Source organism: Paenibacillus phytorum, assembly GCF_013141715.1.
Taxonomy (GTDB): Bacteria; Bacillota; Bacilli; order Paenibacillales; family NBRC-103111; genus Paenibacillus_E; species Paenibacillus_E phytorum.
The window spans coordinates 12,723-38,389 of the sequence record NZ_WHOA01000257.1; the positions used below are offsets into that span (position 1 = coordinate 12,723).

Annotated in this window: 20 protein-coding genes and 1 riboswitch; of the genes, 16 read left to right on the forward strand and 4 right to left on the reverse strand. The window is 46.0% G+C overall.

What is annotated here, in order from left to right; all coding sequences use genetic code 11:
* Positions 1 to 8: 8 nt before the first annotated feature.
* The 4 genes from GC098_RS38400 to GC098_RS38415 all read left to right on the forward strand — a co-directional run bounded on the left by GC098_RS38400 (position 9) and on the right by GC098_RS38415 (position 6,230).
* Positions 9 to 2,063 (forward strand): ABC transporter ATP-binding protein, encoded by a 2,055-nt coding sequence (locus tag GC098_RS38400; RefSeq protein ID WP_171649675.1) that lies wholly within the window; start codon positions 9 to 11, stop codon positions 2,061 to 2,063.
* 357 nt (positions 2,064 to 2,420) lie between these two features.
* Positions 2,421 to 2,507 (forward strand): putative holin-like toxin, encoded by an 87-nt coding sequence (locus tag GC098_RS38405; protein WP_156389939.1) that lies wholly within the window; start codon positions 2,421 to 2,423, stop codon positions 2,505 to 2,507.
* 345 nt (positions 2,508 to 2,852) lie between these two features.
* Positions 2,853 to 3,167, forward strand: coding sequence for a hypothetical protein (locus GC098_RS38410; RefSeq protein ID WP_171649589.1), 315 nt, complete (start codon positions 2,853 to 2,855; stop codon positions 3,165 to 3,167).
* A gap of 210 nt (positions 3,168 to 3,377) precedes the next feature.
* Positions 3,378 to 6,230, forward strand: a complete 2,853-nt coding sequence (locus GC098_RS38415) for an S-layer homology domain-containing protein (protein WP_246359220.1) — start codon at positions 3,378 to 3,380, stop codon at positions 6,228 to 6,230.
* 68 nt (positions 6,231 to 6,298) lie between these two features.
* Here GC098_RS38415 and GC098_RS38420 read toward each other — a convergent pair whose 3' ends face one another.
* Positions 6,299 to 6,922 carry an NAD(P)-dependent oxidoreductase gene (locus tag GC098_RS38420; protein WP_171649591.1) on the reverse strand — a complete coding sequence of 208 codons (624 nt, stop codon included), beginning with the start codon at positions 6,920 to 6,922 and terminating at the stop codon, positions 6,299 to 6,301.
* A 162-nt stretch (positions 6,923 to 7,084) separates the two neighbouring features.
* Here GC098_RS38420 and rluF point away from each other — a divergent pair, with 162 nt between their 5' ends.
* Positions 7,085 to 7,798 carry a 23S rRNA pseudouridine(2604) synthase RluF gene (gene rluF, locus GC098_RS38425; RefSeq protein WP_171649592.1) on the forward strand — a complete coding sequence of 238 codons (714 nt, stop codon included), beginning with the start codon at positions 7,085 to 7,087 and terminating at the stop codon, positions 7,796 to 7,798.
* A gap of 262 nt (positions 7,799 to 8,060) precedes the next feature.
* The gene (locus GC098_RS38430; RefSeq protein ID WP_171649593.1) at positions 8,061 to 10,421 is read left to right on the forward strand and encodes an S-layer homology domain-containing protein; all 2,361 of its coding nucleotides are present in this window, start codon (positions 8,061 to 8,063) and stop codon (positions 10,419 to 10,421) included.
* A 140-nt stretch (positions 10,422 to 10,561) separates the two neighbouring features.
* Here GC098_RS38430 and GC098_RS38435 read toward each other — a convergent pair whose 3' ends face one another.
* On the reverse strand, positions 10,562 to 10,723 hold the full coding sequence (locus GC098_RS38435; protein WP_164826787.1) for a hypothetical protein: 162 nt from the start codon (positions 10,721 to 10,723) through the stop codon (positions 10,562 to 10,564).
* A 167-nt stretch (positions 10,724 to 10,890) separates the two neighbouring features.
* Between GC098_RS38435 and ilvA the strand changes: the two genes are divergently transcribed.
* The 7 genes from ilvA to GC098_RS38470 all read left to right on the forward strand — a co-directional run bounded on the left by ilvA (position 10,891) and on the right by GC098_RS38470 (position 19,345).
* Positions 10,891 to 12,147 carry a threonine ammonia-lyase IlvA gene (gene ilvA / locus GC098_RS38440; protein ID WP_171649594.1) on the forward strand — a complete coding sequence of 419 codons (1,257 nt, stop codon included), beginning with the start codon at positions 10,891 to 10,893 and terminating at the stop codon, positions 12,145 to 12,147.
* A gap of 62 nt (positions 12,148 to 12,209) precedes the next feature.
* Positions 12,210 to 12,298, forward strand: a riboswitch (cyclic di-GMP riboswitch).
* Positions 12,299 to 12,384: 86 nt separating this feature from the next.
* Positions 12,385 to 13,920: a putative bifunctional diguanylate cyclase/phosphodiesterase gene (locus tag GC098_RS38445; protein ID WP_171649595.1), complete on the forward strand. Its 1,536-nt coding sequence runs from the start codon at positions 12,385 to 12,387 to the stop codon at positions 13,918 to 13,920.
* A gap of 256 nt (positions 13,921 to 14,176) precedes the next feature.
* Positions 14,177 to 15,250, forward strand: a complete 1,074-nt coding sequence (locus GC098_RS38450) for a BMP family lipoprotein (RefSeq protein ID WP_171649596.1) — start codon at positions 14,177 to 14,179, stop codon at positions 15,248 to 15,250.
* Positions 15,251 to 15,378: 128 nt separating this feature from the next.
* A complete protein-coding gene (locus GC098_RS38455) occupies positions 15,379 to 16,920 on the forward strand; it encodes an ABC transporter ATP-binding protein (RefSeq protein ID WP_171649597.1) in 1,542 nt (513 codons plus the stop codon).
* A complete protein-coding gene (locus tag GC098_RS38460) occupies positions 16,913 to 17,992 on the forward strand; it encodes an ABC transporter permease (RefSeq protein WP_171649598.1) in 1,080 nt (359 codons plus the stop codon). Before GC098_RS38455 ends, GC098_RS38460 begins: the two co-directional genes overlap by 8 nt.
* Position 17,993: 1 nt before the next feature.
* The gene (locus tag GC098_RS38465) at positions 17,994 to 18,977 is read left to right on the forward strand and encodes an ABC transporter permease (protein ID WP_171649599.1); all 984 of its coding nucleotides are present in this window, start codon (positions 17,994 to 17,996) and stop codon (positions 18,975 to 18,977) included.
* Positions 18,978 to 19,168: 191 nt separating this feature from the next.
* Positions 19,169 to 19,345, forward strand: a complete 177-nt coding sequence (locus GC098_RS38470; RefSeq protein ID WP_171649600.1) for a hypothetical protein — start codon at positions 19,169 to 19,171, stop codon at positions 19,343 to 19,345.
* A 109-nt stretch (positions 19,346 to 19,454) separates the two neighbouring features.
* Here the strand turns inward: GC098_RS38470 and GC098_RS38475 are convergent, their stop codons facing one another.
* Positions 19,455 to 20,219 carry an SDR family oxidoreductase gene (locus GC098_RS38475; protein WP_171649601.1) on the reverse strand — a complete coding sequence of 255 codons (765 nt, stop codon included), beginning with the start codon at positions 20,217 to 20,219 and terminating at the stop codon, positions 19,455 to 19,457.
* 486 nt (positions 20,220 to 20,705) lie between these two features.
* On the reverse strand, positions 20,706 to 21,563 hold the full coding sequence (locus GC098_RS38480; RefSeq protein ID WP_171649602.1) for an AraC family transcriptional regulator: 858 nt from the start codon (positions 21,561 to 21,563) through the stop codon (positions 20,706 to 20,708).
* 234 nt (positions 21,564 to 21,797) lie between these two features.
* On the opposite strand from GC098_RS38480, the gene GC098_RS38485 reads away from it, so the two are divergent.
* The 3 genes from GC098_RS38485 (at position 21,798) to GC098_RS38495 (ending at position 25,618) form a co-directional block, all read left to right on the forward strand.
* Positions 21,798 to 22,979 (forward strand): galactokinase, encoded by a 1,182-nt coding sequence (locus GC098_RS38485; RefSeq protein WP_171649603.1) that lies wholly within the window; start codon positions 21,798 to 21,800, stop codon positions 22,977 to 22,979.
* Complete coding sequence (gene galE / locus GC098_RS38490; RefSeq protein ID WP_171649604.1) at positions 22,980 to 23,966, forward strand: UDP-glucose 4-epimerase GalE; 987 nt, start codon at positions 22,980 to 22,982, stop codon at positions 23,964 to 23,966.
* Positions 23,967 to 24,040: 74 nt separating this feature from the next.
* Positions 24,041 to 25,618, forward strand: a complete 1,578-nt coding sequence (locus GC098_RS38495) for a UDP-glucose--hexose-1-phosphate uridylyltransferase (protein ID WP_171649605.1) — start codon at positions 24,041 to 24,043, stop codon at positions 25,616 to 25,618.
* Positions 25,619 to 25,667: the final 49 nt, after the last annotated feature.

Below are 25,667 nucleotides of genomic sequence, written 5' to 3' on the forward strand. Positions count from 1 at the left end.
TGAGAACACTGAAACAGACAGGTAAGCGATTATTTCAATACGCGGCGTTATTCAAAAAGCCCCTGCTCATTGCGCTGATATTCTTATCGATCGCGGTGGCAACGGAGCTGGCAGGACCTTTTATCGCGAGACAGATGATTGATACACACATTCTCGGTATCGAAAAGCCGTGGTACGAGACTACATCTGCAACTCAGACTGGCAAGGCTGTCCCGGCGAATGGGATTTTTTATAAGCGAAGCGATAACTTTGCAGAAGGCGAGCCGAAGGGGAAGGAAGTTCGCATTTTGCAGGTGGGCAGCCAGTTCGTATGGGTGGATCAGCCGATCGCCTTTGATGGCGTACGCAATCTAGCAGACGATGGTAAGCTTACAATTACACAGGGGACGGAAAAAGCGGAATATGCGGTTAAGAAGCTGAGTATTCAAGAGCTTTACACGTTCTATAAACCGGAATTTAACAGTCTAATGAAGCTTGCAGGCTTTTATTTACTGCTAATCATTATTGGTGCAGGCTTTACCTATGGACAAAAATATTTACTTCAATCGGCGGCGAATCGGATTATTCAGCGCATGAGAAGTGATGTTTTTGCACAAATTCAGCGACTGCCGATCAACTATTTTGATAATCAGCCTGCGGGTAAAATTGTATCCAGGATTACAAATGATACGGAGTCAGTCAGGGATCTGTATGTACAAGTGCTTGCGAACTTTTTTACAGGTACGATCTATATCGTGGGCATTATCGCGGCTTTATTCGTTCTAGATTACAGATTGGCTTTATTCACACTTCCGGTTATTCCGCTGCTTTATGTATGGATCATTGTTTACCGTAAATATGCTTCCTTCTATAATCATGAAATTCGGGAACGGATTGGCTCGATCAATGGGATGATCAATGAGGCGATTCAAGGCATGACGATCATTCAAGCTTTTCGCCGGCAAAAGGAAACGATCCAAGAATTCGAACAATTGAACGATGAATATACGAAATACCAGAATAAATTGCTTAGCTTGAACTCGCTGACCTCTCATAACCTGATGAATGTGGTTCGGAATTTGTTCTTCTTCGGTCTCATCTGGTATGTCGGGGGCAGTTCAATCAACACATTGATCACCGTCGGTGTACTGTACGCTTTCGTCGATTATCTGAATCGGATGTTTCATCCGATGGTCGGGATTGTCAACCAGCTGCCGAATTTGGAGCGTGCCCTAGTATCCGCTGACCGTGTATTCGAGCTGCTAGATGAACAAGGCATCGACGTGGCTGCGGAGAAATCGGATCGCTATCTGGGCAATGTGAAGTTCGAGCATGTTCGCTTCGCTTACAAAGAAGGGGAGGATGTGCTCAAGGACATCTCCTTCGAGGCCAAACAGGGGCAGACGGTGGCGCTTGTCGGCCATACCGGATCGGGCAAAAGCTCGATCTTGAATCTGCTCTTCCGCTTCTACGATGTGAATGAAGGCCGGATCACGGTAGACGGCCGCGATGTGCGGGGGATGCCCAAACAGCAGCTGCGTCAGCATATGGGCATCGTGCTGCAAGATCCGTTCCTGTTCACAGGGACGATCGCGTCCAATGTTAGCCTGGACGATCCGTCCATCACCCGGGAACGGGTGGAGGCTGCGCTGCGCGAGGTTGGCGCAGATGAGATGTTCAAGAGCTTGCCGCACGGCATCGATGAGCCCGTGATCGAGAAGGGCAGCACGCTGTCTGCTGGGCAGCGGCAGCTGATTTCTTTTGCCCGGGCGCTTGCGTTCGACCCGGCGATTTTGATCCTCGATGAGGCGACAGCTTCCATCGATACGGAGACCGAGGCCATTATTCAGGCCGCGCTCGAAGTGCTTTCGAAGGGGCGGACCACCTTCATCATTGCCCACCGCCTGTCGACGATTAAGAGCGCCGACCAGATTCTTGTGCTCGACCATGGCGAGATCGTCGAGCGAGGGAATCACGAGGAGTTGATGGGGCTCCTCGGTCGGTACTATCAGATGTACCAGCTGCAGCAGGGACATCCGGAATCAGCCTCGGCCGCTGAAAGCGAAGTGCGCAGCGTGTTGTAGGGCAGGGAGCCAGCCGTCGGACTTATTGTCCGGAGGCTGGCTTTGGCTTTTTTGAGTAGATAAGAAAGTATAAGTTTTATACTATTGCTTCGCATCTACCTTGACAAACGCGCTCGTCCCTGAAGGACGACGGAGTCGTTTATCCTTGGAAACGGTATATGAAGTGTTGCTGTCATCGTATAATTGATCGTATAAATTAGTTGTGTATTTCTAGAATTTGATCAGCAATAGTTTCACTACCCTTTAGGAAATTGAGGTAAAGAAAAAGCCTACCGAATGGTAGACTTTGTATGATATATTAAGTTAGTACAGGACAACCTTGGGTGAGCATTCTCCTCCAGAAAGGAGGGTGATGCCATGGAAACTTTCCAAACGATTGTAATCATGCTTGCGTTCGGTAGCTTTATACTGGCGCTATTGACATACATCGATAAACGAAAGTAACCCACTCGTATAGGTTGACGACCTAGTGGGTTACTAACTCTACAATTCGGAGGGTATTCACACCCAAGTCTGTGCAGGAGATGGTGTTGGTCGCACCGTCTCTTTGTTATTATAATCATACTACGTATGCTTTAGACACGCAATATAAAAGGAAAACTACCTATTAGCTATAAGGAGATGATGAGCCGATTACAAAGTGCGAACTGCATTGGTTTTCTCGATAATTGCAGCATCTGAACTAGAATGAACTCCACTACGGACAAGGCTCTTTAACCGCACTAAAGACTAACTGTCGGCCCTATGCTACAATAAGTAATATTTCCCTATTTGAAATGGAGGAGCATTATGCGTCCAGAAACGATTCGATTGTTAAACTTGCTTCAGCTTCTGTCCGAAATTGCTATTGCTGTCGGATACTTGATTGGTCTTATTCCGTTTGTATATTTGTGGTCGTGCTCGTGGGTGATCCCGCTCGTGTTCGTCAACCTGGTCTTTGCCATACTTACAAGCAATGGCACCACGACCAAGACGGTCATCAATATTGTTATGGCTTTCTTGAGCTTTATTCCTGTTGCGGGGTACCTTTTCCGTGTGATTGGGATCGTTATTTCGTGGATCAACATTCAGGCATTGGCAAAGGGAAGAAGCAGAGGTTACTAGTATTAAGAGGAGAAAAGATGAATGATAGCCCAAAAGAGAGCCAAATTGGCTTTCTTTTTTTGTCATTTAAGGATATATTGAGTCGACTTTATGACCTTGATGTGCATATAGGCATTTAGGACTATTTTTGTCGAAAAGCGTTGTTGTATAAATAATACAATGGTAAAGTATTCCTATTCTACATAAAAGGAGAGACACATATTGAAGCGAATGAAGTTTTTATCTAGGGCTATTATCCTTGTATTATGCGTAATTATGATTATGCCTAGCTTTGCTCTTGGAGCGACGAACACGTCTTCGACGACTTCCGACATGAAGGGCCATTGGGCTGAGAAAGAAATGGCAAAATGGATTGATAAGGGGGCAGTTTCTGGATATTCTGATGGAACCTACCGACCTGATCATAGTATTAGTAGGGCGGAGTTTTTCACTCTAGTTAACCGCTCATTTAACTATACTCAGGAAGTACCTGTCACTTTTAAAGATTTGAGTGCTACGCATTGGGCATCTATTGAAGTTGCTCGTGCGAAGGCTGCAGGATACGTTGCTGGTTACGAAGATGGTACCATCCATCCTGATATGCAAATAAGTCGAGAAGAAGCAGCGGTAGTGCTCAGAACAATACTTAAGTTAAATGAGGATGCAGATCGTGCTAGCTCGTTTAAAGATGCTGTACGATTGGCTGCTTGGAGTAAGGGCTCTATTGGTGTGCTTGCGGCTAATGGATATCTAGCTGGTTATGAAGATGGAACTTTCAAACCAGATAACTCTATGACTCGAGCAGAAGTGATTGTGTTGTTGGATCGCGTTCTGACCAAGAAGGTTGCTACAACCACTTTTGACCAAAAGGGGACATTTGGACCCGAGACGGGCTCAACTGCCATTAAAGGAAATGTAGTCATTAGTGCACCCGGTGTCACGCTCAAGAACACAATCATTGAAGGAGATCTCCTTCTAGCAGAGTCAATTGGTGAAGGTGATGTTTTTCTGAAAAACGTAACCGTAAAAGGGGCGACTACCGTGAATGGAGGAGGCTCTCATTCCATTCACTTTGAAGATTCTATGTTATTAACGGTTATTGTCAATAAAGTAGATGGCAGTATTCGAATTGTAGCTGAAGGTTCTACGAGTGTACAGCAAATCACTTTGCAATCTAGTGCTTTACTTGAAGCAAGAGGTACTGGGACTATTGCGGACGTCATTCTGTCCAGCTTGCTTCCTTCCAGTGCTGAAGTATCTTTAGCAGGACAATTCAATACGCTCAGTGTACAAGCTACGAGTATTCGGGTTAATCTTTCCGAAGGCTCTATTCAACAATTGACTGTTGCACAAGGTGCAGCTAATTCTACTTTGCAAGTTGGAGCAGGGGCCTCTATTGCCCAATTGATTTTGAATGCGGCTACTTCCATTACGGGCAGCGGGACAATTGATCATGCAACAGTGAATACAAATGGATCAACGTTTGAGCGCACTCCTACTTCGGTAACAAATGGGGATGGAGTCACAGCAGGAAGTTCCTCCAATTCGGGAGGCTCCTCAGACGATAGTCCCACGGTCTCAGATCGTGTATATGGTTTTGAAGGAAGAATTGTAGATGTAAATAATCAACCTGTAAGTGGGATGACTATTTACTTCCGTCGAGGACTTGGCAATACGGACGGCGAGGTAGCAGCTACTGCCATCACGGACAGTAATGGCCATTATTCGGTTAGGTTGTCACCAGGTATTTATTTTGGACAACTTTCCAAAGAAGGATTTATTACAACCTATTTAGTTGGCGTATCTGCTGAGAACGTTTATAACAGAAGTGAGAACGAAACAGCAATTCGAGTAGCAGCAGCCAATGAAGTGCGTGTTGTATTAACTTGGGGAGAAAGACCATTTGATTTGGATTCCCATCTTGTAGGCCCAACACCAAACGGAACTACCTTTCATACTTGGTATGGAGGTCGAACATACACCGTTTCTGGTATCGTATATGATGATTTGGATCACGACGATGTAACATCATATGGTCCAGAAACTACAACTATCCGTCGACTTGTTGATGGATCGTACCGCTTTTATGTTCACAATTACTCAGGGACTCCTTCGATGCAGATGTCAGGCGCACATATTGAAGTGTTTGTAGGATCTACAATCGTTCCTGCTAAAACTTATGATATTGCTGCAGGAACAGGCACGGAGCGTTACTGGACTGTTTTTGAGTTGAATGTGTTAAATGGATCTATTGATTCTTTCACAGACATTAATCACTTGTATGCCAACGAGAATGACGCGCAACGTCTGGAAAATGCTCTTCATAATACTACAATAACATCTACTGTCTATGGGATTAATCAAAATTCTTTTGAAATTAGCGGTGTAGCCGCTAATACACCGGTGTTAAGCTTTAAATCAAGGCTCACAGTTTCACAAGGTGCTTCTTTCGAGGTGTATGAGTCAAATGGGATTACACCACGTGCAGGTGTAGTTCTGAATGGTGATAAAGTAATCGTAACAAGTGCCGATGGTCAATTAAAACGAACGTATACCGTAGTTTTGACAACTATTCCTACGGTTACCTCGCTCACGTACTCACCCGTAGGACCGATTGCGTTTTATACAACCGCACCTTCCGGTGTGACAGTTTTTGCTAATTATTCAAATGGCACGGTAACTGATGTGACTTATTCTTCGGGTATTACCTATAACTCTAGCAATACAAATATAGTGTCAATAGGCCAAAATGGCGTAATGACAGCCGCTGCTTCTGGAACAACAGTTGTAAGTGTTGTCTACGGAGGAGTCACGAAAGAGATTCCAGTAATCGTCATTTTTGCACCTACGCTAACATCATCATCAGCTGCAAACACATTGCAAGCATCTGGACTTATTGTGGGTGCTGAAGTGAGGCTGTACAATGCAACGACAGATGCGTTCATTACTACGTATTATCCGGCTATGCAAGGTGGAACAATAAGTATTCCAGCTCAAGCCAACGGAAATTACTATATCACTCAAACTTTTCAAGGATTGGTAAGTCAAAAATCAAATCCGATAACCTTAAGTAGTATCCAATAGATTATAAAAAAAGCCCAACTGTGAATCGTGTAAACGACTTATAGTTGGGCTTCTTTGAATTCTACACGCTAATAAGCAATCCCCACACGACACCCCACATACTCGCCCTCGAGAGCGACTCGGTATGTGAAAGCCGCGGTGTCGCCCACGGAGATGGACATCCCGCCTTCGGGCAAATAGTCCCGCTCGGCGCGGTACTGCCCCTGTGGCTCGCCGTCGGGTAAATAAGTTGGACAGACGACTGTCCAACTTAAGCCCGAGGCGGCGAGCTGCTCCCACGCTTTGCGATGCTCCTCGGCGGCTCGTGTTGATGAGCGCCGGGAGTCCGGCGCTTCATAGCGCAGCAAGCCGGGATGCTCTCTGCTTTGCAGAATGCCGGCTGTACCGACAGTGACTATTCGGCTCACGCCGTGTGTCTTCATTGCCTCTATGAGTTGAGGCGTAAACTCGGTCAGCACCGTGCCGCCGTCGGTGCCGAGGCAGCTTATGACCAGCTCCGTCCCGTTGAGGGCAGCATGTAGATCTTCTCCGTTACGAGCGTCCCCTTGAAGCTTGGTTAAGCCTTCGGAATGAATTCCTGTCAGCTTCTCCAGGCTTCGAACGAGTGCAGTGACTTCGTGTCCGTCCGCTAGCGCTTTTTCCAGTATTCTTCTTCCTACTCTACCTGTGGCTCCTAATATGAGAATGTGCATGATGGGATCTCCCTGTTTCGTTTAATGGTTATCATTATTATACGCTTATCACACTCGTGGAGGGAATCTACATCGATCCCTTTGAACGATACTTGAACCGAGTGAGCGAATCCAGCATAATAGTAGATACTTGATTACGGCATAGAAGGGAATTTCCCAAGCATGAGAATTAATAAATTTATTAGTGAAACTGGCGTTTGCTCCAGACGGGAAGCGGACAAGTGGGTAGAGGCGCAGCGCGTTACGATTAATGGTGAGGTTGCCGGACTGGGGAGCGTAGTTGGCCCTGGGGATGAGGTTCGGATCGATGGTCGACCGATTGGCGAGAAGAAAGAACATGTTTATATTGCTCTCAACAAGCCTGTAGGGATCACAAGTACAACCGAAGCGCATATCAGAGGCAACATTGTTGATTTCGTTGGGCATTCGGAGCGAATTTTTCCAATCGGCAGACTGGATAAAGATTCCGAAGGGCTCATCCTTCTGACCAATAACGGAGATATTGTGAACCAGATTCTGCGAGCGGAGAACAACCATGATAAAGAATACATCGTGACGGTAAACCGACCGATTACACCGATGTTTTTGCAAGGAATGGCTAGCGGGGTCCGAATTCTGGGCACGATGACGAAGCCGTGTGAGATTTACCAAGTTGGCGACCGTGTTTTCCGAATCATTCTCACGCAGGGTCTTAACCGGCAAATTCGTAGGATGTGCGAAGCGTTCGGGTATCGGGTGGTGCGTCTGCAGAGGGTTCGGATCATGCATATCCATCTGGGTAATTTGAAGGTTGGCAAATGGCGGGATTTGACGCAAGGTGAAATGCAGGATTTAATGCATACACTTAGCAAAGAGAACACCCAATCAAGAAAATAATTGCAATAAAATATACACATGTTTGTGCATTCGATAAAAGGGTGCTCAGATATGTGTTTTTTGTTGAATTATCCTAGATTTTTAGCTCTAAACCGTTTCGATCTAGTGACATTTCGTGTAAATAAAAATATATAGCATTTATCGAGTTTTCTAAAGCAACTTTTTTCCAGTTCTACACGTTAAGGATTATTATGGAATCTCTATGTTTCTAAGGCTTTAAAGCTGTTTTTTAGCACGTAAAACGCTAAGGAGGAAGATGACTTTGAAATTAATCAAACAAGCAGGCACATTGGTACTCGCTTCGACACTGCTGCTCACTGCTGCGCCTGGGGTTTGGGCGGCTGAAGCTGCTGTAGGAAACACATCCATTGCACCCCCTGCATTTCCCGGAAAAGATGATAAGCAGCTGGATGCCAAAATTACCAAAGAGCAAGCCATTGAACGAGCTAAGACCTACATAACGCTGCCGGAAGGCTACACGTTTCAATCCATCAGTCTGAATGCTTATTACAACATGAATGGCCGGAATTTCCCGACGTGGAACATTAATTACACCAAAATGGTGAAAGATCGGAATTACGGCTCCTTAAACGTATCCATTAACGGCTTGGACGGAACGCTGACCGCCTATTCCATGAATGACAATGACCCTGATCACAAACCTAGCTATCCGCCGAAGGTGGATTTCAAAGCTGCCAAGGAAGTCGCTTCTGCCTTTATTGGTAAAGTGAACCCAGTGAAGCAGAAGGAGCTTGTGTACAATGATTCAGAGGAGAATGCATTTCGTACGCCGCTGAATGGTAATTATCAGTACAATATTCGGTTTGATCGATCTGTTGGCGGTGTGCCTTTTGCAATGAATGGTATCAATGTGGTCGTCAATGGAGAAGGACAGGTTACGAATTATAACTACAATTGGGATGACAATGTCACGTTTCAGCAGAATGTAACGCCGATTACTAAGGAGAAAGCTGCCCAAATGTTCCGCGATAAGGCGAATCTTTCTTTGCTTTACCAGATTCCTTATGGTGCCAAAGGCAAGAAATTGCCGATAATTTCGTACATGCTGGGCGGCTTCTCCCTGAATGCGGAAACGGGTGAGATCTGGAGCCCAGTCAAAGGGATGGAAGATGCTGAGGGAAATAAGCCGTTAACCGACAAGCCACTGGCTGCTAAGCCGACTGCTACCTTGGACCTGACTAAGGAAGAGGCTATTAAGAAGGTGACAACGGTTTTCAACCTATCCTCTGAATACAAAATCCAAGAGGCATCCTATAATGAATCGACGAACCCTGAAACAGGGGAAACCAATTCAAATTGGAACTTAAGTTGGAATGAGACGTCTGAGAAGGATTCCAAAGTTAAAATCGTCGGCAAAGGCGCATGGGCTAGCGTGAATAGCAAGACAGGAGAGATTACGAATTTCAGCAGCTACACGCCTTATGGTCCTGACTCTGATAAAGATATAGAGGGTAAAATTTCTCTGGAAGATGCGATAACAACCAGTGTTGATTTTGTGAAAAAGCAGCTTCCTGCTTATACCGATCAGCTGTTGCTTCGTGCACAAACGGCTAAAAATTATTCGGAAGATCAGTTGAAGCATATGCGCAATTGGGATATTAGTTTTAAGCGCGTGATTGATGGCGTAAATGCCGGGAATGAAGAAGCGACGGTAAGCATCGATCGTGTGACAGGTCAAATTGTTGGTTATCACTTCTCTATCAGCAATATGCCATATCCACAGCAAAAGCCACAGGTGCTGGCAATAGATAAAGCCAAGGATCTTTGGCTCGCGCAGTTCGACATCAAGTTAAATTATGTGGCCCAAGGCAGCGGGTTCATCGGTGGAATTCCACTGGAGAAATACAGAGTGATGGTTGCAGCTGGGGATGTCCCGCAATCCATGGATCTGAAGACAGACGGGAAACTAGAAGCCAAGCTTGTCTATTCACTCGTTCCCAAATTCAACCGTGAACCTTTCCTCTTGGATGCGCAAAACGGTCAATGGCGGAATAGTGAAACGGGTGAAGTGATTTCTTTGGATAAAGTGACAGTAAGCGACATTGACAATCACTGGGCTAAAAATGAGCTTCAGCTTATGCTGGATTATCAAGCGCTGGATGTGAAGGATGGCAAAGTGAATCCGGATCAAACGATTCAACGTGGTGAGCTAGTCAAAATGCTCGTTATTGCCATGAATGGCGGTAACGGTGGTATTTATTACGGGGCAGAACGGAAGGCATCTTTTGCCGATGTGAGCAAATCTTCTCCTTATTTTGCCTATGTCGAAAATGCGGTTGATCGCGGCTTGCTAGATGTAGGTGCTGAATTTAATCCAGAAGCTGCGATGAATCGGGAAGAAATGGCACAGCTGATCGTGAAGGCTCTTGGCTACAAGAGCTTGACGAAGTTCGATGGCATTTTCAATGGCAATATCGCAGATGCTGCTAAGCTTAAGCATGTTGGTGATGCAGCTATTGTGGTGGGGCTGAATATTATGTCTCTGAACGATGGACAATTTGCACCACAGCAAGAAGTGACGAAAGCACAAGCGGCCAGTGCCTTTTACCGCTTTTTGCAAAGACGGTCTGAGCTTCAGGAGCAGCCTCGTTACTATTACTAAATAAGTGGTTGAGGGGAGTTGACTAACTCCTGTCTTAACCAATACAAGAAGCCTCTAAATCCACTTACTAGTGGGTTTGAGGCTTCTTGTGGTTGAGCGGGCTCCCTTTGATGAGGACACACACAACTTATGTCCAAGCTCTAGAGCATTGGGAATACATATCGAACTAAGAAATACAGAACGCCGAAAATGATGACGATGTAAGCAGCATATTTGATGAAAGTAGAAGCGACTAAACTGGAATCCGATTTTTTCTCCACATGGCGTTCTTCGATATCGATATTGCGAGGCTGAGTCGACATTTGAACCACTCCTTTGAAGTTGTATTGCTATGTAATACCCTGCTGGGCGTGAAGTGAAACACAGGAAAAAACTATACCAATATTATTTTCGTACAGTTGGGCAGAGTTGTGTTACAATAATCTTTAAAACTTTAATAGTACAATGTGGAGAAAGGGAGTAAGAGAAAATGGTTGTTTCCAGTAAAGTAGGTTTGGAAGATATTATTAGGGCCAATCATGTGCTCAGCAGGGTGATCGAACCATCGCCTTTGCAACGCAATGAGCTGCTCTCTAACTTGTATGAATGCAACGTTTATCTTAAACGTGAAGATATGCAAATTGTTCGTTCTTTCAAAATTCGTGGAGCTTATAATGTGATTCAAAGTTTAACGCCAGAGGAACGCGAAGCGGGTGTCGTGTGTGCGAGCGCTGGCAATCATGCGCAGGGCGTGGCTTACTCTTGTAAACAGCTCGGTATTGAAGGCAAAATCTTCATGCCGACGACAACGCCTAGACAAAAGATTTCCCAAGTTAAGCTATTTGGTGGATCTTTTGTTGAAGTAATTCTTACAGGTGATTCATTCGATGATTCCTCTAACCATGCTAAAGCCTACTGTGCTCAAGAGAATAAGGTGTTCATACACCCCTTCGATGATATCCGTACGATTGCTGGGCAAGGCACAGTTGGCCTCGAGATTTTGAATCAAATGCCCGAATCTCCTGACTTTATCTTCGCAACGATTGGCGGAGGTGGCCTGGTAGCGGGAGTTGCGACCTATGTGGATAGTGTTTCTCCACGAACGCGCATCATCGGTGTTGAGCCAGAAGGCGCGGCAAGCATGACGGAAGCGCTCAAGCAGGGGAAGGTAGTAACCTTATCCACGATCGAGAAGTTCGTAGACGGTGCAGCCGTGAAGCAGGTCGGCGAGCTTACCTTTGACATTTGCAAAGAAAAGCTGGAGGATATCGTAATTGTCCCTTCCGGCAAAGAATGTACAACCATTCTGGAGCTTTACAACAATAACGCGATTGTTATTGAGCCCGCTGGCGCACTCCCGGTTGCAGCACTCGATGCCTATCGGGAACAGATTCGCGGTAAGAATGTGGTCTGTATCATCAGCGGCGGCAACAATGACATTGACCGTATGCAGCAGATTAAAGAGAGATCGCTCGTGTATGAAGGCTTGAAGCACTACTTTATTCTTAATTTCCCGCAGCGTGCTGGGGCATTGCGCGAATTTCTGGAAGAAGTTTTAGGGCCTACAGACGACATAACACGGTTTGAGTATACGAAAAAAAATAACCGGGACGATGCCCCGGCGCTGGTCGGCATTGAGCTCAAAAATAAAGATGATTATGAGGGGCTTATTGAACGCCTATCCCAGAAGGATTATGGCTATATAGAAATAAATAAGGACCCCAAGCTATTTAACTTGCTTATTTAAGGAAAAATAGCCAAACGTGGAATGAATATGATATAGTTAATTAGTCCCATTTATTCCCTTAATATCGTAAAAGGCAAACTTATCGAAAGGTAAGGACGCAAAGCTGCAGATCTAAGGTTGCCCTCGCAACAATGATGGCTGGGCTGCCGACAGGTTGCAGTTTACCTAAACAGGTACACCTACGGCTATTCCGATTCGGAATAGCCGTTTTTTCATATCAAATAAGGAGGTTCATGAATGAGAGGCATATTTTCTAAGTGGATACAGCATATGAAAGCGCAAACGTTGGTCTATTTGGGCGTGCTGGGCTTCTTTTTGTTGACCGTTAATCTACTTGCTGCTTCTTCTTTCTCCTTTTCGCCTTACGTTTTCATTAGTGTGCTTGTTCAAGCGCTAATCTGTCTATTTTTTGCGAAGAGTGTCCGACAACTGCTTCTTACTAGTAAAGAAGAGGAAGAGAAGAGTAAACAACTAGCCTTTCTGGCCTATCATGATACATTGACGGGATTACCCAATCGCCGATTGTTTAATGACCGATTGGAGCGGGCGCTCCTGCATGCGCAGCGTAATGAACAACTGGCGGCTGTTATGTTCTTGGACATGGACAGATTTAAGGATGTCAACGATTCATTAGGTCATGCCTACGGTGATCGTTTAATTCGCCTTGCAGCAGAACGTTTGCTGGGCTGCCTGCGTGGATCGGATACGGTGTACCGCCAAGGTGGCGACGAGTTTACTATATTATTAGAATCTTTTGCAAAGCCTGAAGATGCAAGAGTTGTAGCTTCCCGAATTCAAATGGCTCTGGAAGAGCCTTTTATCCTAGATGGAATGCCAGTAACCATAACAGCTAGTATAGGGATAGCGCTGTATCCGTTAGACGGTAAGCTGCCTGAGCAGCTTATGGCCTATGCAGATGAAGCGATGTATGCGGCCAAAAACCGAGGACATAACCAGTTCCAATTCTATGCCTCTGACATCGATGCCATGGTGAAGAGCAAAGCTCACATGGAGAAAGAGCTTCGAGCGGCCTTAGATAACAATCAATTTGAACTCCTATATCAGCCTCAATATGAAATAACAAACCGGAAATTAATCGGAATGGAAGCGATCATTCATTGGAGCAAGGGAGACGACCTCACACCTAGCATGGATTGGAAGAAAGTGGCCGAGGAAATGGGGTTCATGATACCCATCGGGAAATGGGTTATACGAACGGCGTGCAGACAGATGAGAGTCTGGCAGGACGAGGGCTACACACCGCTGAGAGTGACCCTACCAGTTACGGCTTCGCAATTTAAAGATGAGCATTTTATTGAAGAAATTGCTGTTGTTTTGAAAGAAACAGGTGTTGATCCGATGTTAGTGGAACTGGACCTTACGGAAAGTATCACATCTTCCAATGTACAAGAGGCTAGCGAGAAATTGATTTTGCTAAAGAAATTCGGTGTGCGCATCGTTATGGATGACTTGTGTACAGGCCTATTTACACGAAGCGGGCTCGAAGGTATGCCGCTCGATAGCGTTAAATTGGATAGCGCATTGATCCGGGATTTGGTAGACGACGATGAGAATCAGCTGCTAGCTGCTGCCATTATTCGCATGGCTCAGCGTCTAGGTCTAAACTTAATTGCAAAGGGTGTTGAAACGGAAGAACAACTGGAGCACTTGAGACTTTTGCAGTGTACGGAAGTGCAAGGAATGCTGTTTAGTAGCCCTTTAGGACCCGAACAATTCCTGAGACTTATGAACGATAAAATTAACAAAGGGTAATCTAGATTTTATTAACCAGTGGTAGTATAATAAATAATTGGGGCTTGGAACCTATATTGTATGGGCTTACAAAAAGACCATGTCAACTTGTATGACATAACGAATTATGTTATTTTGCTGGTGTATCGCTTTTATCTTGGGTTTCAAAATGATACACTCATCTATAGCCAGTCTTACATAATTTAACTAATTTTGGTCAACCTACAATGTAAGATTTCATGGTTTTAAATTAAATGATTCTATGGGGGTAATAATGATGAAGAAAATGCTTTCAACAGCTCTTATGGCTGTAACGGTTTCTGCATTGGCTCTTTCCGGCTGTGCCAAAAAAGAAGAAACGAAACCGGCGGCTTCAGCAACTCCAGCTACTTCTGCAGCTGCAACAGCTTCTGCGGCACCAAGCAACAACAGCGGTAAAGACTTCAAAATCGGAATGGTTACCGATATTGGTGGCGTCAACGATAAATCTTTTAACCAAAGTGCATGGGAAGGCTTGAAGGCCCTTGAGAAACAAACAGGCGTTAAAGTGAAAAACCTTGAAAGTAAAGGCGATGCAGATTACACGCCTAACTTAAACCAGTTCGTTAAAGACGGCTACAACCTGACTTGGGGTATCGGCTTCTTGATGGGCGATGCACTAAAAACAGTAGCAACACAAAACCCAAATGCTAAATTAGCGATCATTGATAATGTTGTTGAAGCTCCAAACGTAGAATCCGTAACATTCTCTGAGCAAGAAGGTTCTTACCTTGTTGGGGTAGTTGCAGGTTTAACAACAAAATCAAACAAAATCGGTTTCGTTGGCGGTATCGACATCCCGGTTATCAAACGTTTTGAAGCTGGTTTCGTAGCTGGCGTTAAAGCGGTTAATCCAAATGCTAAAGTTCAAATTAACTATACAGGCGCTTTTGACAAGCCAGACCTTGGTAAAGCAGCAGCAGCAACGATCTACAACGATGGCGCTGATGTTATTTTCCACGCAGCTGGTTCCACTGGTAATGGTGTATTCAACGAAGCGAAAGACCGCGCGAAAAACGGTAAAAAGGTTTGGGTTATCGGCGTAGATAAAGACCAATCCCTTGAGTTCGGCGATGAAGTTACACTAACTTCCATGTTGAAACGTGTTGACACAGCAGTTGTTCGTGTTTCCAAAGACATTATCGACAACAAATTCCAAGGTGGTAAAGTGGTTACACTTGGTCTTAAAGACGATGGCGTAGGCCTTCCTGAAACATCCAAGAAAAACGTAACACCGGAAATCTTGAAAAAAGTTGACGAGTTCAAAGCAAAAATTATTAGCGGCGAAATCAAGGTTCCTGAAAAACCTTAATTTAGGTATAAAAGGCGTTGCGGTTACGAACGATAGGTTTGCTTCTGTTCAAACAAGGCTAGTTATAATAACTAGCCTTGTTCTTTAGTTTTAAAGGTAATTAAAAAATTGATCCTTAGGGTGATCTGATGAGTGAAGTAGTCCCTGTTGTTGAGCTTAGCAACATTACGAAGCGGTTTCCAGGAATAGTGGCGAATGATGCCATTAGTTTAAAGCTGATGAAGGGTGAAATTCATGCCTTACTTGGCGAAAATGGTGCGGGTAAATCAACACTAATGAATATTGTGTTCGGACTTTATCAGCCGGATGAAGGTAACATTAAAGTGCAAGGCAAGGAAGTGTTTATTGATAGCCCGAACCGTGCTATCGAGCTTGGCATTGGTATGGTGCATCAGCACTTCAAGCTGGTTCAGCCATTTACCGTGACGGAAAACATCATTTTGGGCATGGAGCCCAAAAAAGGGTCGAAAATTGATTACAAAACAGCACAAGACAAAGTACGCAAGTTATCGGAGCAATATGGTTTGCGTGTGGATCCAAAAGCGAGAATTGAAGATATCTCCGTCGGCATGCAGCAGCGTGTGGAAATATTGAAAACGCTGTATCGCGGCGCCGATATTCTTATTTTTGATGAACCTACAGCAGTACTAACGCCGCAAGAAATTAGTGAATTGATGGTCATTATGCGCAATCTTGTCAAAGAGGGCAAATCCATCATTCTCATTACACATAAGCTGAAAGAAATTATGGAGATTGCCGATACCGTGACGATCATTCGTCGGGGCAAAGTGATTGATTCGCTCCAAATTTCGAAGACGAATCCACAGATTCTGGCGGAGAAGATGGTCGGGCGCGACGTCTCCTTCAAAGTGAACAAGCAGGATGTGAAGCTTGGAGAACCCGTTCTTCAGGTGCAAGAATTGGTCGCGCGTAACCAGCAGGGTTTGGCTGCTCTGAAAGGGCTAAACTTTGAGGTGAAAGCCGGAGAAATTCTGGGCATCGCCGGTGTTGATGGCAACGGACAGAGTGAATTGATCGAGGCATTAACCGGTCTGCGTTCCATTGATAGCGGTCGTGTACTGCTGATGGGAAGCGATATTACCAACCATACGCCGAGAGAAATCTCCGAGGCTGGATTGTCGCATATTCCTGAGGACCGGCACAAGCATGGACTCGTGCTCGATTTTACAATGAGCGAAAACATGGTGCTGGAAACGTATTTTCATCCTGCCTATAACAAAGCTGGTTTCTTGAATTATGAAGCTATCGATCGTCATGCGGAAGCGTTGATTAAGCAATTCGACGTTAGAACGCCAAGTATCTACAATAAAGCGCGTTCTTTGTCGGGTGGTAATCAACAAAAGGCGATTATTGCCAGGGAAATATTCAAAAATCCCAATCTTCTCATTGCCGCGCAACCAACGAGGGGACTGGATGTCGGTGCAATCGAGTTCGTGCATCGTCAGTTGATCGAGCAGCGGAACAAAGGCAAAGCTGTTCTGTTGATTTCTTTTGAGCTGGATGAAATTATGAATGTGTCGGATCGCATTGCCGTCATCTATGAAGGACAGATTGTGGGAGAAGTGCTGCCGCAGGAGACGAACGATCAAGAGATTGGTTTGCTTATGGCTGGCAGTAAGCGCACAGAGAAAGGAGCTGCTCATGAATAAGGTTGCTCGCATTTTTACAAGTGAATCAGCGGTGAATCCGATCGTGGCGATTATACTTGGGCTGTTATTCGGAGCACTCGTGATGCTGGCAGGCGGATATAACCCAATTGCCGCCTATGGGGCGCTATTTTCTCGTATTTTCGGTAATTCGTATGATATAGGTGAATCCATTCGTGCGATTACTCCTCTTATTTTGACAGGATTATCCGTCGCATTCGCTTTTCGTACAGGCTTATTTAATATCGGTGCCGAAGGGCAATTCGTCATGGGCATGACGGGGGCCACATTTATCGGTGTCAAATTGACAGGTCTTCCATGGATTATTCATGCTCCGTTAGCTGTTATCGTCGGTGCACTTATTGGTGGCCTATGGGGAGCTATTGCGGGCTATTTGAAAGCAAAACGTGGAGTTAATGAAGTAATTACAACGATTATGTTGAACTGGATCGCTTTGTTCCTGTCGAATTATATCATTAATCAATTTCTTCTAGAGCCGAAGCAGCAGCGCTCCTACATGATCCAAGACTCGGCATCTCTGAGCATCACATGGTTATCAGCTATGATGGATAATGCGAGGATGCACTGGGGTACACTCATTGCGATACTCGCAGCGATTGTGTTCTATATCATCTTATGGAAAACGAAACAAGGCTATGAGCTGCGTGCAGTTGGTCATAACATCGATGCCGCGAAATATGCCGGTATGAATGTGAAGAAGAACATTATTAAAGCGATGTTTATCTCGGGCGTTTTTGCCGGGCTTGCGGGCGTGTTTGAAGTCCTTGGTGTATTCCACTATCAAGTTGTTTCAGCAGGCTTCCCAGGTTACGGGTTTGATGGGATTGCGGTATCCCTGCTAGGTGCTAACAATCCAATAGGGATTGTGCTCGGGGCTGCACTGTTTGGTGGATTGTCATACGGTTCAGCAGGCATGAGTTTCGGTGCCGATGTGCCGCCGGAGATTATCCGAATTGTCATCGGTTCGGTCATCTTCTTCGTCGCAACCCAAGGTATCGTTAAATGGGTGCTTATCCCGTTCTATAGTAAACGCAAGAAAGAGAGGGCTACGTAACATGGACCTGCTCACCATGCTTAACGCGTTTTTCACGAAATTTAGTGAACTTATCAACACGACGCTCGTCTATTCGACGGCGCTCATCTTTGGAGCCTTGGGTGGGATTTACTCAGAGCGCTCCGGAGTAGTCAATATCGGGATTGAGGGACTTATGGTTTCCGGGGCATTCGCTTCGGCCGTTGGAGCTTATTATGCAGAAGAGGCGAATATGGGTATCTGGTCCCCGTGGATCGGTTTACTTACTGCCATGGTATTTGCGCTCATTTTCGCTCTGATTCATGCGGTAGCAACGATTTCGTTCAAAGCCAATCAAGTTATCAGCGGTGTTGTGATTAACTTCTTGGCAGCTGGCGTAACGTTGTATTTGGTCAAAGTACTGTTCAATGGTGCTGGTCAAACAGAAACGTTAAATGATGTGTTTTCCAAATGGGAAATTCCGATTTTGTCCAAAATACCGTATATCGGCTACGCGCTCTTCAATGCTTATCCGACAACTTACATTGCTTTAATTCTAGTCGCAGTTACTTACTATGTGCTGTTCAAAACACCTTTCGGTTTGCGTCTTCGTTCCGTTGGGGAGCACCCAAGTGCCGCGGATACCGTAGGGATTAAAGTGAAGCGTATTCGTTACATCGCCGTGTTGATTAGTGGTCTGTTAGGCGGACTTGGTGGGGCGACCATTACGCTCACAACAACAAGTGCCTTCTCACATAACACGATCTCAGGTCAAGGGTTTATTGCGATGGCCGCGATGATTTTCGGTAAATGGCATCCAGTTGGCGCATTGGGCGCAGCAGTCTTCTTCGGAATGGCGCAGGCGCTCAACAACTTCATGCGTTTGTTTGAATTCTCGAAAAATATTCCGCAGGAATTCCTCTACATGCTGCCTTATGTACTGACCATCTTAGTACTGGCAGGCGCAGTAGGTAGGGCTAAAGCACCATCAGCTCTAGGTGAACCTTACGATCCAGGTAAGCGATAAAAATAAAACATGCACTGCTATGGGAGTTTCCCGCGGCGGTGCATGTTTTTTTTGTACATACAATTGTAAACAATTCCCAATAAATGCGTGTCGGAAAATACAGGGAATATGCCGAATCATGACGAAATCCCAATCCACTCCATATTTTTTATAACCTATCATATATGACCGCGGAAGGAAGAATGTCACAAATGTCTGTTTTACGAACCATGTTAGGAGCCAAGTCGCTGAAGGTGAAAATGACGCTGCTGCTGCTGGCCGTCTCACTGGTCCCTCTTTTGATCTCTATGTTTATTCTTACCGCTCAATCCTCTTCTGTTGTTGAGTCTGCCAGGGATGGGATATCTCGCTTATTTTACGGATCCTAGTGGAATGATTGTCGGTGTTTCACAAGCAGATTCGAATGCGAAGTAATGGTATGAAACCAATACGGATTAAAAAGCTTGGCGCATCCGCCAAGCTTTTTAATTGTTTATTTTACATATGAGATCCGCCGCTTGCATCAATCAATTGCCCCGTTATCCAGCGGCTGTCCGAAGAGGCAAGAAAGGCTGCGATATCGGCAACATCTTCAGGCTGCCCCCATCTGTTAAAAGGGGAGAGACCGGCTGCGAACTGCTGCCCACCCGGATCCTGTAATGTTCCGGCATTCATATCGGTATCGATGATACCGGGCAAAATAGCGTTCACTGTAATGCTGCGATTCCCAAGATGCTGTGCTAAGACGAAGGTGAGTGTGTTGAGCGCACCTTTCGAGATGCTGTAGCCCAGAAAATTAGGGAAAGCCAAACGGGTAACAGCCGAAGATATATTGATGATGCGGCCCTCGTCTCTTAGACGAGGCAATGCTTGTTGGATAAGGAATAGCGGTGCTTTGACATGGAGGCTCATGACTTCGTCAAAAGATTGTTCTGTCGTCTCCTCGATGGTTCCACCTTGCCCGATTCCAGCGTTATTAACAAGAATATCAAACTGATTACCGCCAGTGTGCTTCTCGAGGGCTTCGTCCAAGCCCACATATAAATCGCGAACGCCGTTTACGACATTCAAGTCAGCACCGAGTGTAAAGGCGGAGCCGCCTTTATGCTGAATCTCGCGAACCACTTCCTCTGCAGCATCGTAATTCTTTCCATAATGTACGGCGACAATGGCACCATCCTGCGCTAGACGCAGTGCTATCCCTCGTCCAATACCCCGACTTGCACCCGTTACTAAAGCGATTTTACCTTTCAGCATGCTCATATCCTCATCTCCTTCAATGTTTTCATGTTTAGTTTTATCACAGGGTGGCATTCGCAATGTTGCTCTCTCATTCAGAATTCCTGCCTTGTGAGGGGATTGGGGAGTACAGATATTGTCGGTACCCCAGTCTGAGCATGCTTCAGGAACTGTGTGAAGGATTTTATCTGATGCTTGAGAGGGTGGCGAATCGTTGGTTTGAGCTCGGTATTCAGCATGAAATTATATACTTCTATTGGAATTTTCCAATGGAATCGACTCTCATGCCTCAGAATTCGTGCTTTTATTGGAGTTAATCCAATGGAATTGACTTATAGGCTGTAAAATCTCTACTTCTATTGGATTAATCCAATGGAAGTAGCATTCATGGCTTTGAAATTCACAAAGTGGAGCTGAATATTCCAAATATGACTTTTGGGACAGCCCCTTCTGTTTGGTGAAGTTATCTATACGAACTTTGATCCATCGATACCTTATGGTAGATTAAAATCAAAGCGATTTGATTTGATTCCGATACTCGCTTGGCGAGACACCGTACCAACGTCGGAATTGCTTAGAGAAGTACAGCGGATCGTAGAAACCGACGGAGGATGCAATCTGTTCGATGGTGAGCTCCAGGCGTTCTCGAAGCAGCAGACGAGCTTTATCCACACGCAGTTTCAGAAGAAACGTGACGGGGGTTACCTTGGTATGCCGCTTGAACATGCGCGATAAATAAGCGCGGTTGTAGCCCAAACTCTCGGCCATCAGCTCAATGGTGATAGGCTCGGCGTATTGGGTGGATAGGTAGTGAATCGCTTGCTGCACGATGCGGTCACTCTCGGCTTCCGTGATCACGCCGGCTAATGTCGAAGCTGATAATGTTTCACAGTATTCACCGAGTAACAAGTGTAGGTATCCGATGGATTTCAGCTGTGCGTTCGCTTTTTTGGATCTTAAGGCTTGCTGAATATGGCGAAAAAGGACAGGGATGTGGCGATTGCGTTTCGTATGGATAATAGGCTGCAACGGGTTTACTCCAGTTGAGGCGACTAACGCCGCGGCCTGCGTACCTGTAAAAGCGATCCAGCAATAATGCCATGGATCTGTCTCATCGGAGACGTAGCTAATGAGCTGTTCAGGCTCGATGACGAAGCTGTCTCCGGCGCCTAGCTCGTACTCTTCGCCTTGCGAAGAGAATACCCCTTTACCCGATATCACATAGTGGATCAGATAGTAGTCGTATACTTTGGGGCCTAACCGATGCTCAGGTTTCGTTTGACTCTCACCCGCAAACAGCACGGTTAATTCACTCTCCTGGGAAGGCAGTGGATTCGAAACAACGTAATAGCTCTCTGACTTTGGCATGTCTACTCATCATCTCCGATCGAAGCATCTTCATATACCATCACTTTATCATAAATTCAATAAAAAAGTAGTGAGCTTCAGATCACATTTTTCCATGTGGAAATAACATGCCTCCATAGCCAATCACGCGTTCTTCTCGTATACTGAAGTTACAAAGATACCAAACATAAACGACTCCATCATCCTCAGATGACGAGCGAAATCACTTCTAAAACCACTAAAGGCGGTGCCAGAATGGCAGACTTGCAAGCTCTAAAAAACACGTTTATTGAAATTTACGGGAATTCTACAACGGCAATTTCAGCTTTTCATGCTCCAGGTCGGGTCAATTTGATCGGTGAGCACACGGATTACAATGGCGGTTATGTTTTCCCGGCAGCGTTAACGTTCGGAACGACTTTGATCATTCGTCCAAGACAAGATCGTGTAATTGGATTTGCATCGACAAACCTGTCACTTCGCAAACAAATTTCCATAGATGACTTGTCCTATCAAGAAGAAGACGACTGGATCAATTATCCGAAAGGGATCTTCGTTCACTTGGCGAAAGCAGGTTTCCCTGTCACGCAAGGTTACGATCTTTTGTTCCACGGTGAAATCCCGAATGGTGCCGGACTTTCGTCCTCGGCTTCCATTGAAGTCGTTACAGCTTTTAGCTTATTAACACTTGAAAAATATCCAATCGATACCGTAAAAATCGCACTGCTTGCTCAAAAAACAGAGAACGAATTCGTTGGCGTCAACTGTGGCATCATGGACCAATTCGCTGTAGCTAATGGCAAAAAAGATCATGCGATCCTGCTCATGTGCGACACGCTTGAATATCGCCATGTGCCTTTTCAAAGCGGCAGCTATAAGCTGGTTATCGGAAATACGAATAAACGCAGAGGTCTGGTAGACTCCGCTTACAATGAGAGAAGAAGCCAATGCGAGCAGGCTGTGACCTATTTGCAAAAGCAGTTTCCTTCCATCACTTTGCTCGGTCAACTGAACCTTGCGCAATTTAACGAATTCAAACATCTAATTCCAGACGAAACCGTTCGACACAGAGCGCAGCATGTTATTGAAGAAATTGACCGTGTTCTGAAATCCATTGAGGTGCTAGAAGCGAACGACCTTGAATCTTTCGGTAAGCTGATGATCGGGTCCCATGACTCGCTTCGTGATCTTTATGAAGTAACAGGGGTCGAGCTGGATACGATGGTTGCGGCAGCACTGAAGGTTCCGGGTGTGCTTGGGGCACGTATGACAGGTGCAGGTTTCGGCGGATGCACGGTTTCTTTAGTTCATGAGGACAGTGTACAAACGTTTATCGATCAAGTGGGTAAAGAATATACGGAAAAAACAGGCCTGACACCAAGCTTCTACGTTTGTGATATCGGTAATGGTGTCGAACAAGTCGGGGAGGCGTTATAAATGGCCATTCTAGTAACGGGCGGAGCAGGATATATCGGATCTCATGCGGTAGCGGAGCTGGTTGCCAAAGGTGAAGAAGTCGTTATCGTTGATAATTTGCAGCAAGGGCACAGAAACGCTGTGCTTGGGGGCAAGCTGTACGTAGGTGATTTGCGCGACGGCGAATTTCTGGATACGGTTTTCACAGAGAACAGTATTGATGCTATCATCCATTTTGCAGCGAATTCGTTAGTTGGCGAAAGCATGACCAATCCTGCGAAATACTATCACAATAACGTGTACGGAACGCTTTGCTTGCTTGAGAAAATGACGCAATACGGCGTGAAGAAAATCGTCTTCTCCTCTACGGCTGCCACGTATGGTGAGCCTGAAAATATTCCAATCCTAGAAAGCGACCGTACTTTGCCGACAAATACGTATGGCGAGACGAAGCTGGCTATGGAAAAAATGATGAAATGGTTCGACATCGCGCATGGTATTAAATATGTATCACTTCGCTATTTTAACGCAGCTGGGGCTCATGCTGGCGGCAAAATCGGGGAGGATCATAGCCCAGAGACACATCTGATTCCTATCATTCTTCAAGTGGCTCTTGGCCAAAGAGCGCATATTTCGATCTTCGGTAAGGACTATGATACGGAAGATGGCACATGTGTACGGGACTACATTCATGTTAGCGACCTGGCAAGCGCTCATATACTTGCGGTTGAGAAGCTGCGTGGCGGAGCCGAAAGCAATATTTACAACCTAGGCAATGGCACAGGTTTCTCGGTCAAAGAAGTCATCGAAATCGCTCGTAAAGTAACCGGTCATGCGATTCCTGCTGTCATCGAACCGCGTAGAGCTGGTGATCCAGCAACGCTAATTGCCTCCTCGGAGCGCGCAAGAGCTGAGCTAGGTTGGAAACCAACACGCGATTCCTTAGAATCCATTATCGAGAGCGCGTGGAACTGGCACCAAAATCATCCGAATGGGTACGAAGAGTAGAGTAGAGTAGATCAGGGGAGAAAGTGCAGAACGGAGCTGAACAGAGGCTTGTTTTGTAGAAAGGAACGTGGCACATGGAACGGACAGTTAAAGCATCGCAGCATGCAGCGTTGACCATAGAAAGGCTCCTTCAGTTCGCTATGCAAAATGGGTTGATTGAGCAACTTGATATATATACTTCTCGAAATGCTTTACTTGATTTATTCGGACTTGCTGAACCTTATCTAGGAGAAGTTCCGACAGAGAGATTAAGCAGTCCGGTTGTACTGCTTGAAGAACTGCTCGATGCAGCTTTCGAGGCAGGCCTCTTGGAAGAGAATACGACAACGTACCGTGATTTGCTGGACGCGCGGATTATGGGGCTTTTGATGCCTCGTCCATCCGAGGTTGTGCATCAATTCTGGAACACAGCCAAAACAACGAGCGTTGAGGCGGCGACAGATTACTTCTACAAGCAATCCATCGATTCCAACTATATTCGGATGGATCGCATTCAGAAAAATGCCTACTGGTTGGCCGAAACCACGTATGGCGATCTCGAAATCACGATCAACCTTTCCAAACCGGAGAAAGATCCGAAGGAAATTGCCCTGCTCAAAACGCTGCCGCAAAGCAGTTATCCTTTATGTCTGCTATGCGCAGACAACTTAGGGTACGCAGGCCGTGTGAATCATCCGGCGAGGCAAAATCTACGTGTCATTCCTTTGGAATTAGATGGCGAGAAATGGTACTTCCAATATTCTCCCTATGTGTATTACAACGAGCACAGCATTATTTTCCATGAGAAACACATCCCGATGAAAACGACGGCGCACACGTTCTACCGTTTGCTGGACTTCATCGATCAGTTCCCTCATTATTTCATCGGATCGAACGCGGATCTGCCGATCGTAGGTGGTTCTATTTTGAACCACGACCATTTCCAAGGCGGACGCCATAAATTTCCGATGGAAAAAGCACCAAGTGAGAAGGCATTCTCACATGCTGAGTTTGCCGGCGTGAAGGCCTCCATCGTCAAGTGGCCGATGTCAGTGCTTCGCCTGAACGGGCACAACAAGCAGCAGCTTTATATGCTTGCGAGCAAGCTGCTCGAAGACTGGCGCGCATATAGTGATGCGGAAGCGGACGTCCTCGCCTTCAGCGAGAAGGACGGACAGCGAGTCCCGCATAACACGATCACCCCGATCGCCCGCAACAATGCACGGGGCGAGTACGAGCTTGACCTGGTGCTGCGCAACAACCGCACCAGCGAAGAGCATCCGGATGGGATTTTCCATCCGCACCAGCACTTGCACCACATCAAGAAGGAGAACATCGGCTTGATTGAGGTTATGGGGCTGGCGGTGCTGCCAGGCCGCCTGCAAGAAGAGCTGGCGGATATCGCCAAGCTCCTCACCGGCGAAGCCGCATTCGGCCGCGAGATCCGCGTAGAGGCCAGCCATCCGCTGCGTAAGCATGCGGAATGGATCGAAGCGATGCTCGCGAAGCACGGCGCAGCGCTGCCGCAGGACGCAGCCAATGCGGTGCTGCAGGCTGAAGTCGGCAGCAAGTTTATGGACGTGCTGCTGGACGCAGGCGTGTTCAAGCGTGATGAAGCCGGGCAAGCGGCTTTTGGCCGGTTTTTGGCGGCTGCGGGCTTTGCGCAGCAGTAGGAAAAAAAGAACCAACTCCTTGAGGCCTTTGGCCTTGGGAGTTGGTTTT

Bases quoted from the DNA above. Each gene is read 5' to 3' on its own strand.
- rluF (WP_171649592.1), top strand. From the start codon at position 7,085: ATGAGAATTAATAAATTTATTAGTGAAACTGGCGTTTGCTCCAGACGG.
- GC098_RS38485 (WP_171649603.1), top strand. From the start codon at position 21,798: ATGGCAGACTTGCAAGCTCTAAAAAACACGTTTATTGAAATTTACGGG.
- GC098_RS38435 (WP_164826787.1), bottom strand. From the start codon at position 10,723: ATGTCGACTCAGCCTCGCAATATCGATATCGAAGAACGCCATGTGGAG.
- GC098_RS38480 (WP_171649602.1), bottom strand. From the start codon at position 21,563: ATGCCAAAGTCAGAGAGCTATTACGTTGTTTCGAATCCACTGCCTTCC.
- GC098_RS38410 (WP_171649589.1), top strand. From the start codon at position 2,853: ATGCGTCCAGAAACGATTCGATTGTTAAACTTGCTTCAGCTTCTGTCC.
- GC098_RS38470 (WP_171649600.1), top strand. From the start codon at position 19,169: ATGTCTGTTTTACGAACCATGTTAGGAGCCAAGTCGCTGAAGGTGAAA.
- ilvA (WP_171649594.1), top strand. From the start codon at position 10,891: ATGGTTGTTTCCAGTAAAGTAGGTTTGGAAGATATTATTAGGGCCAAT.
- galE (WP_171649604.1), top strand. From the start codon at position 22,980: ATGGCCATTCTAGTAACGGGCGGAGCAGGATATATCGGATCTCATGCG.
- GC098_RS38475 (WP_171649601.1), bottom strand. From the start codon at position 20,219: ATGAGCATGCTGAAAGGTAAAATCGCTTTAGTAACGGGTGCAAGTCGG.
- GC098_RS38415 (WP_246359220.1), top strand. From the start codon at position 3,378: ATGAAGTTTTTATCTAGGGCTATTATCCTTGTATTATGCGTAATTATG.
- GC098_RS38405 (WP_156389939.1), top strand. From the start codon at position 2,421: ATGGAAACTTTCCAAACGATTGTAATCATGCTTGCGTTCGGTAGCTTT.
- GC098_RS38445 (WP_171649595.1), top strand. From the start codon at position 12,385: ATGAGAGGCATATTTTCTAAGTGGATACAGCATATGAAAGCGCAAACG.
- GC098_RS38450 (WP_171649596.1), top strand. From the start codon at position 14,177: ATGAAGAAAATGCTTTCAACAGCTCTTATGGCTGTAACGGTTTCTGCA.
- GC098_RS38455 (WP_171649597.1), top strand. From the start codon at position 15,379: ATGAGTGAAGTAGTCCCTGTTGTTGAGCTTAGCAACATTACGAAGCGG.
- GC098_RS38420 (WP_171649591.1), bottom strand. From the start codon at position 6,922: ATGCACATTCTCATATTAGGAGCCACAGGTAGAGTAGGAAGAAGAATA.
- GC098_RS38460 (WP_171649598.1), top strand. From the start codon at position 16,913: ATGAATAAGGTTGCTCGCATTTTTACAAGTGAATCAGCGGTGAATCCG.
- GC098_RS38495 (WP_171649605.1), top strand. From the start codon at position 24,041: ATGGAACGGACAGTTAAAGCATCGCAGCATGCAGCGTTGACCATAGAA.
- GC098_RS38465 (WP_171649599.1), top strand. From the start codon at position 17,994: ATGGACCTGCTCACCATGCTTAACGCGTTTTTCACGAAATTTAGTGAA.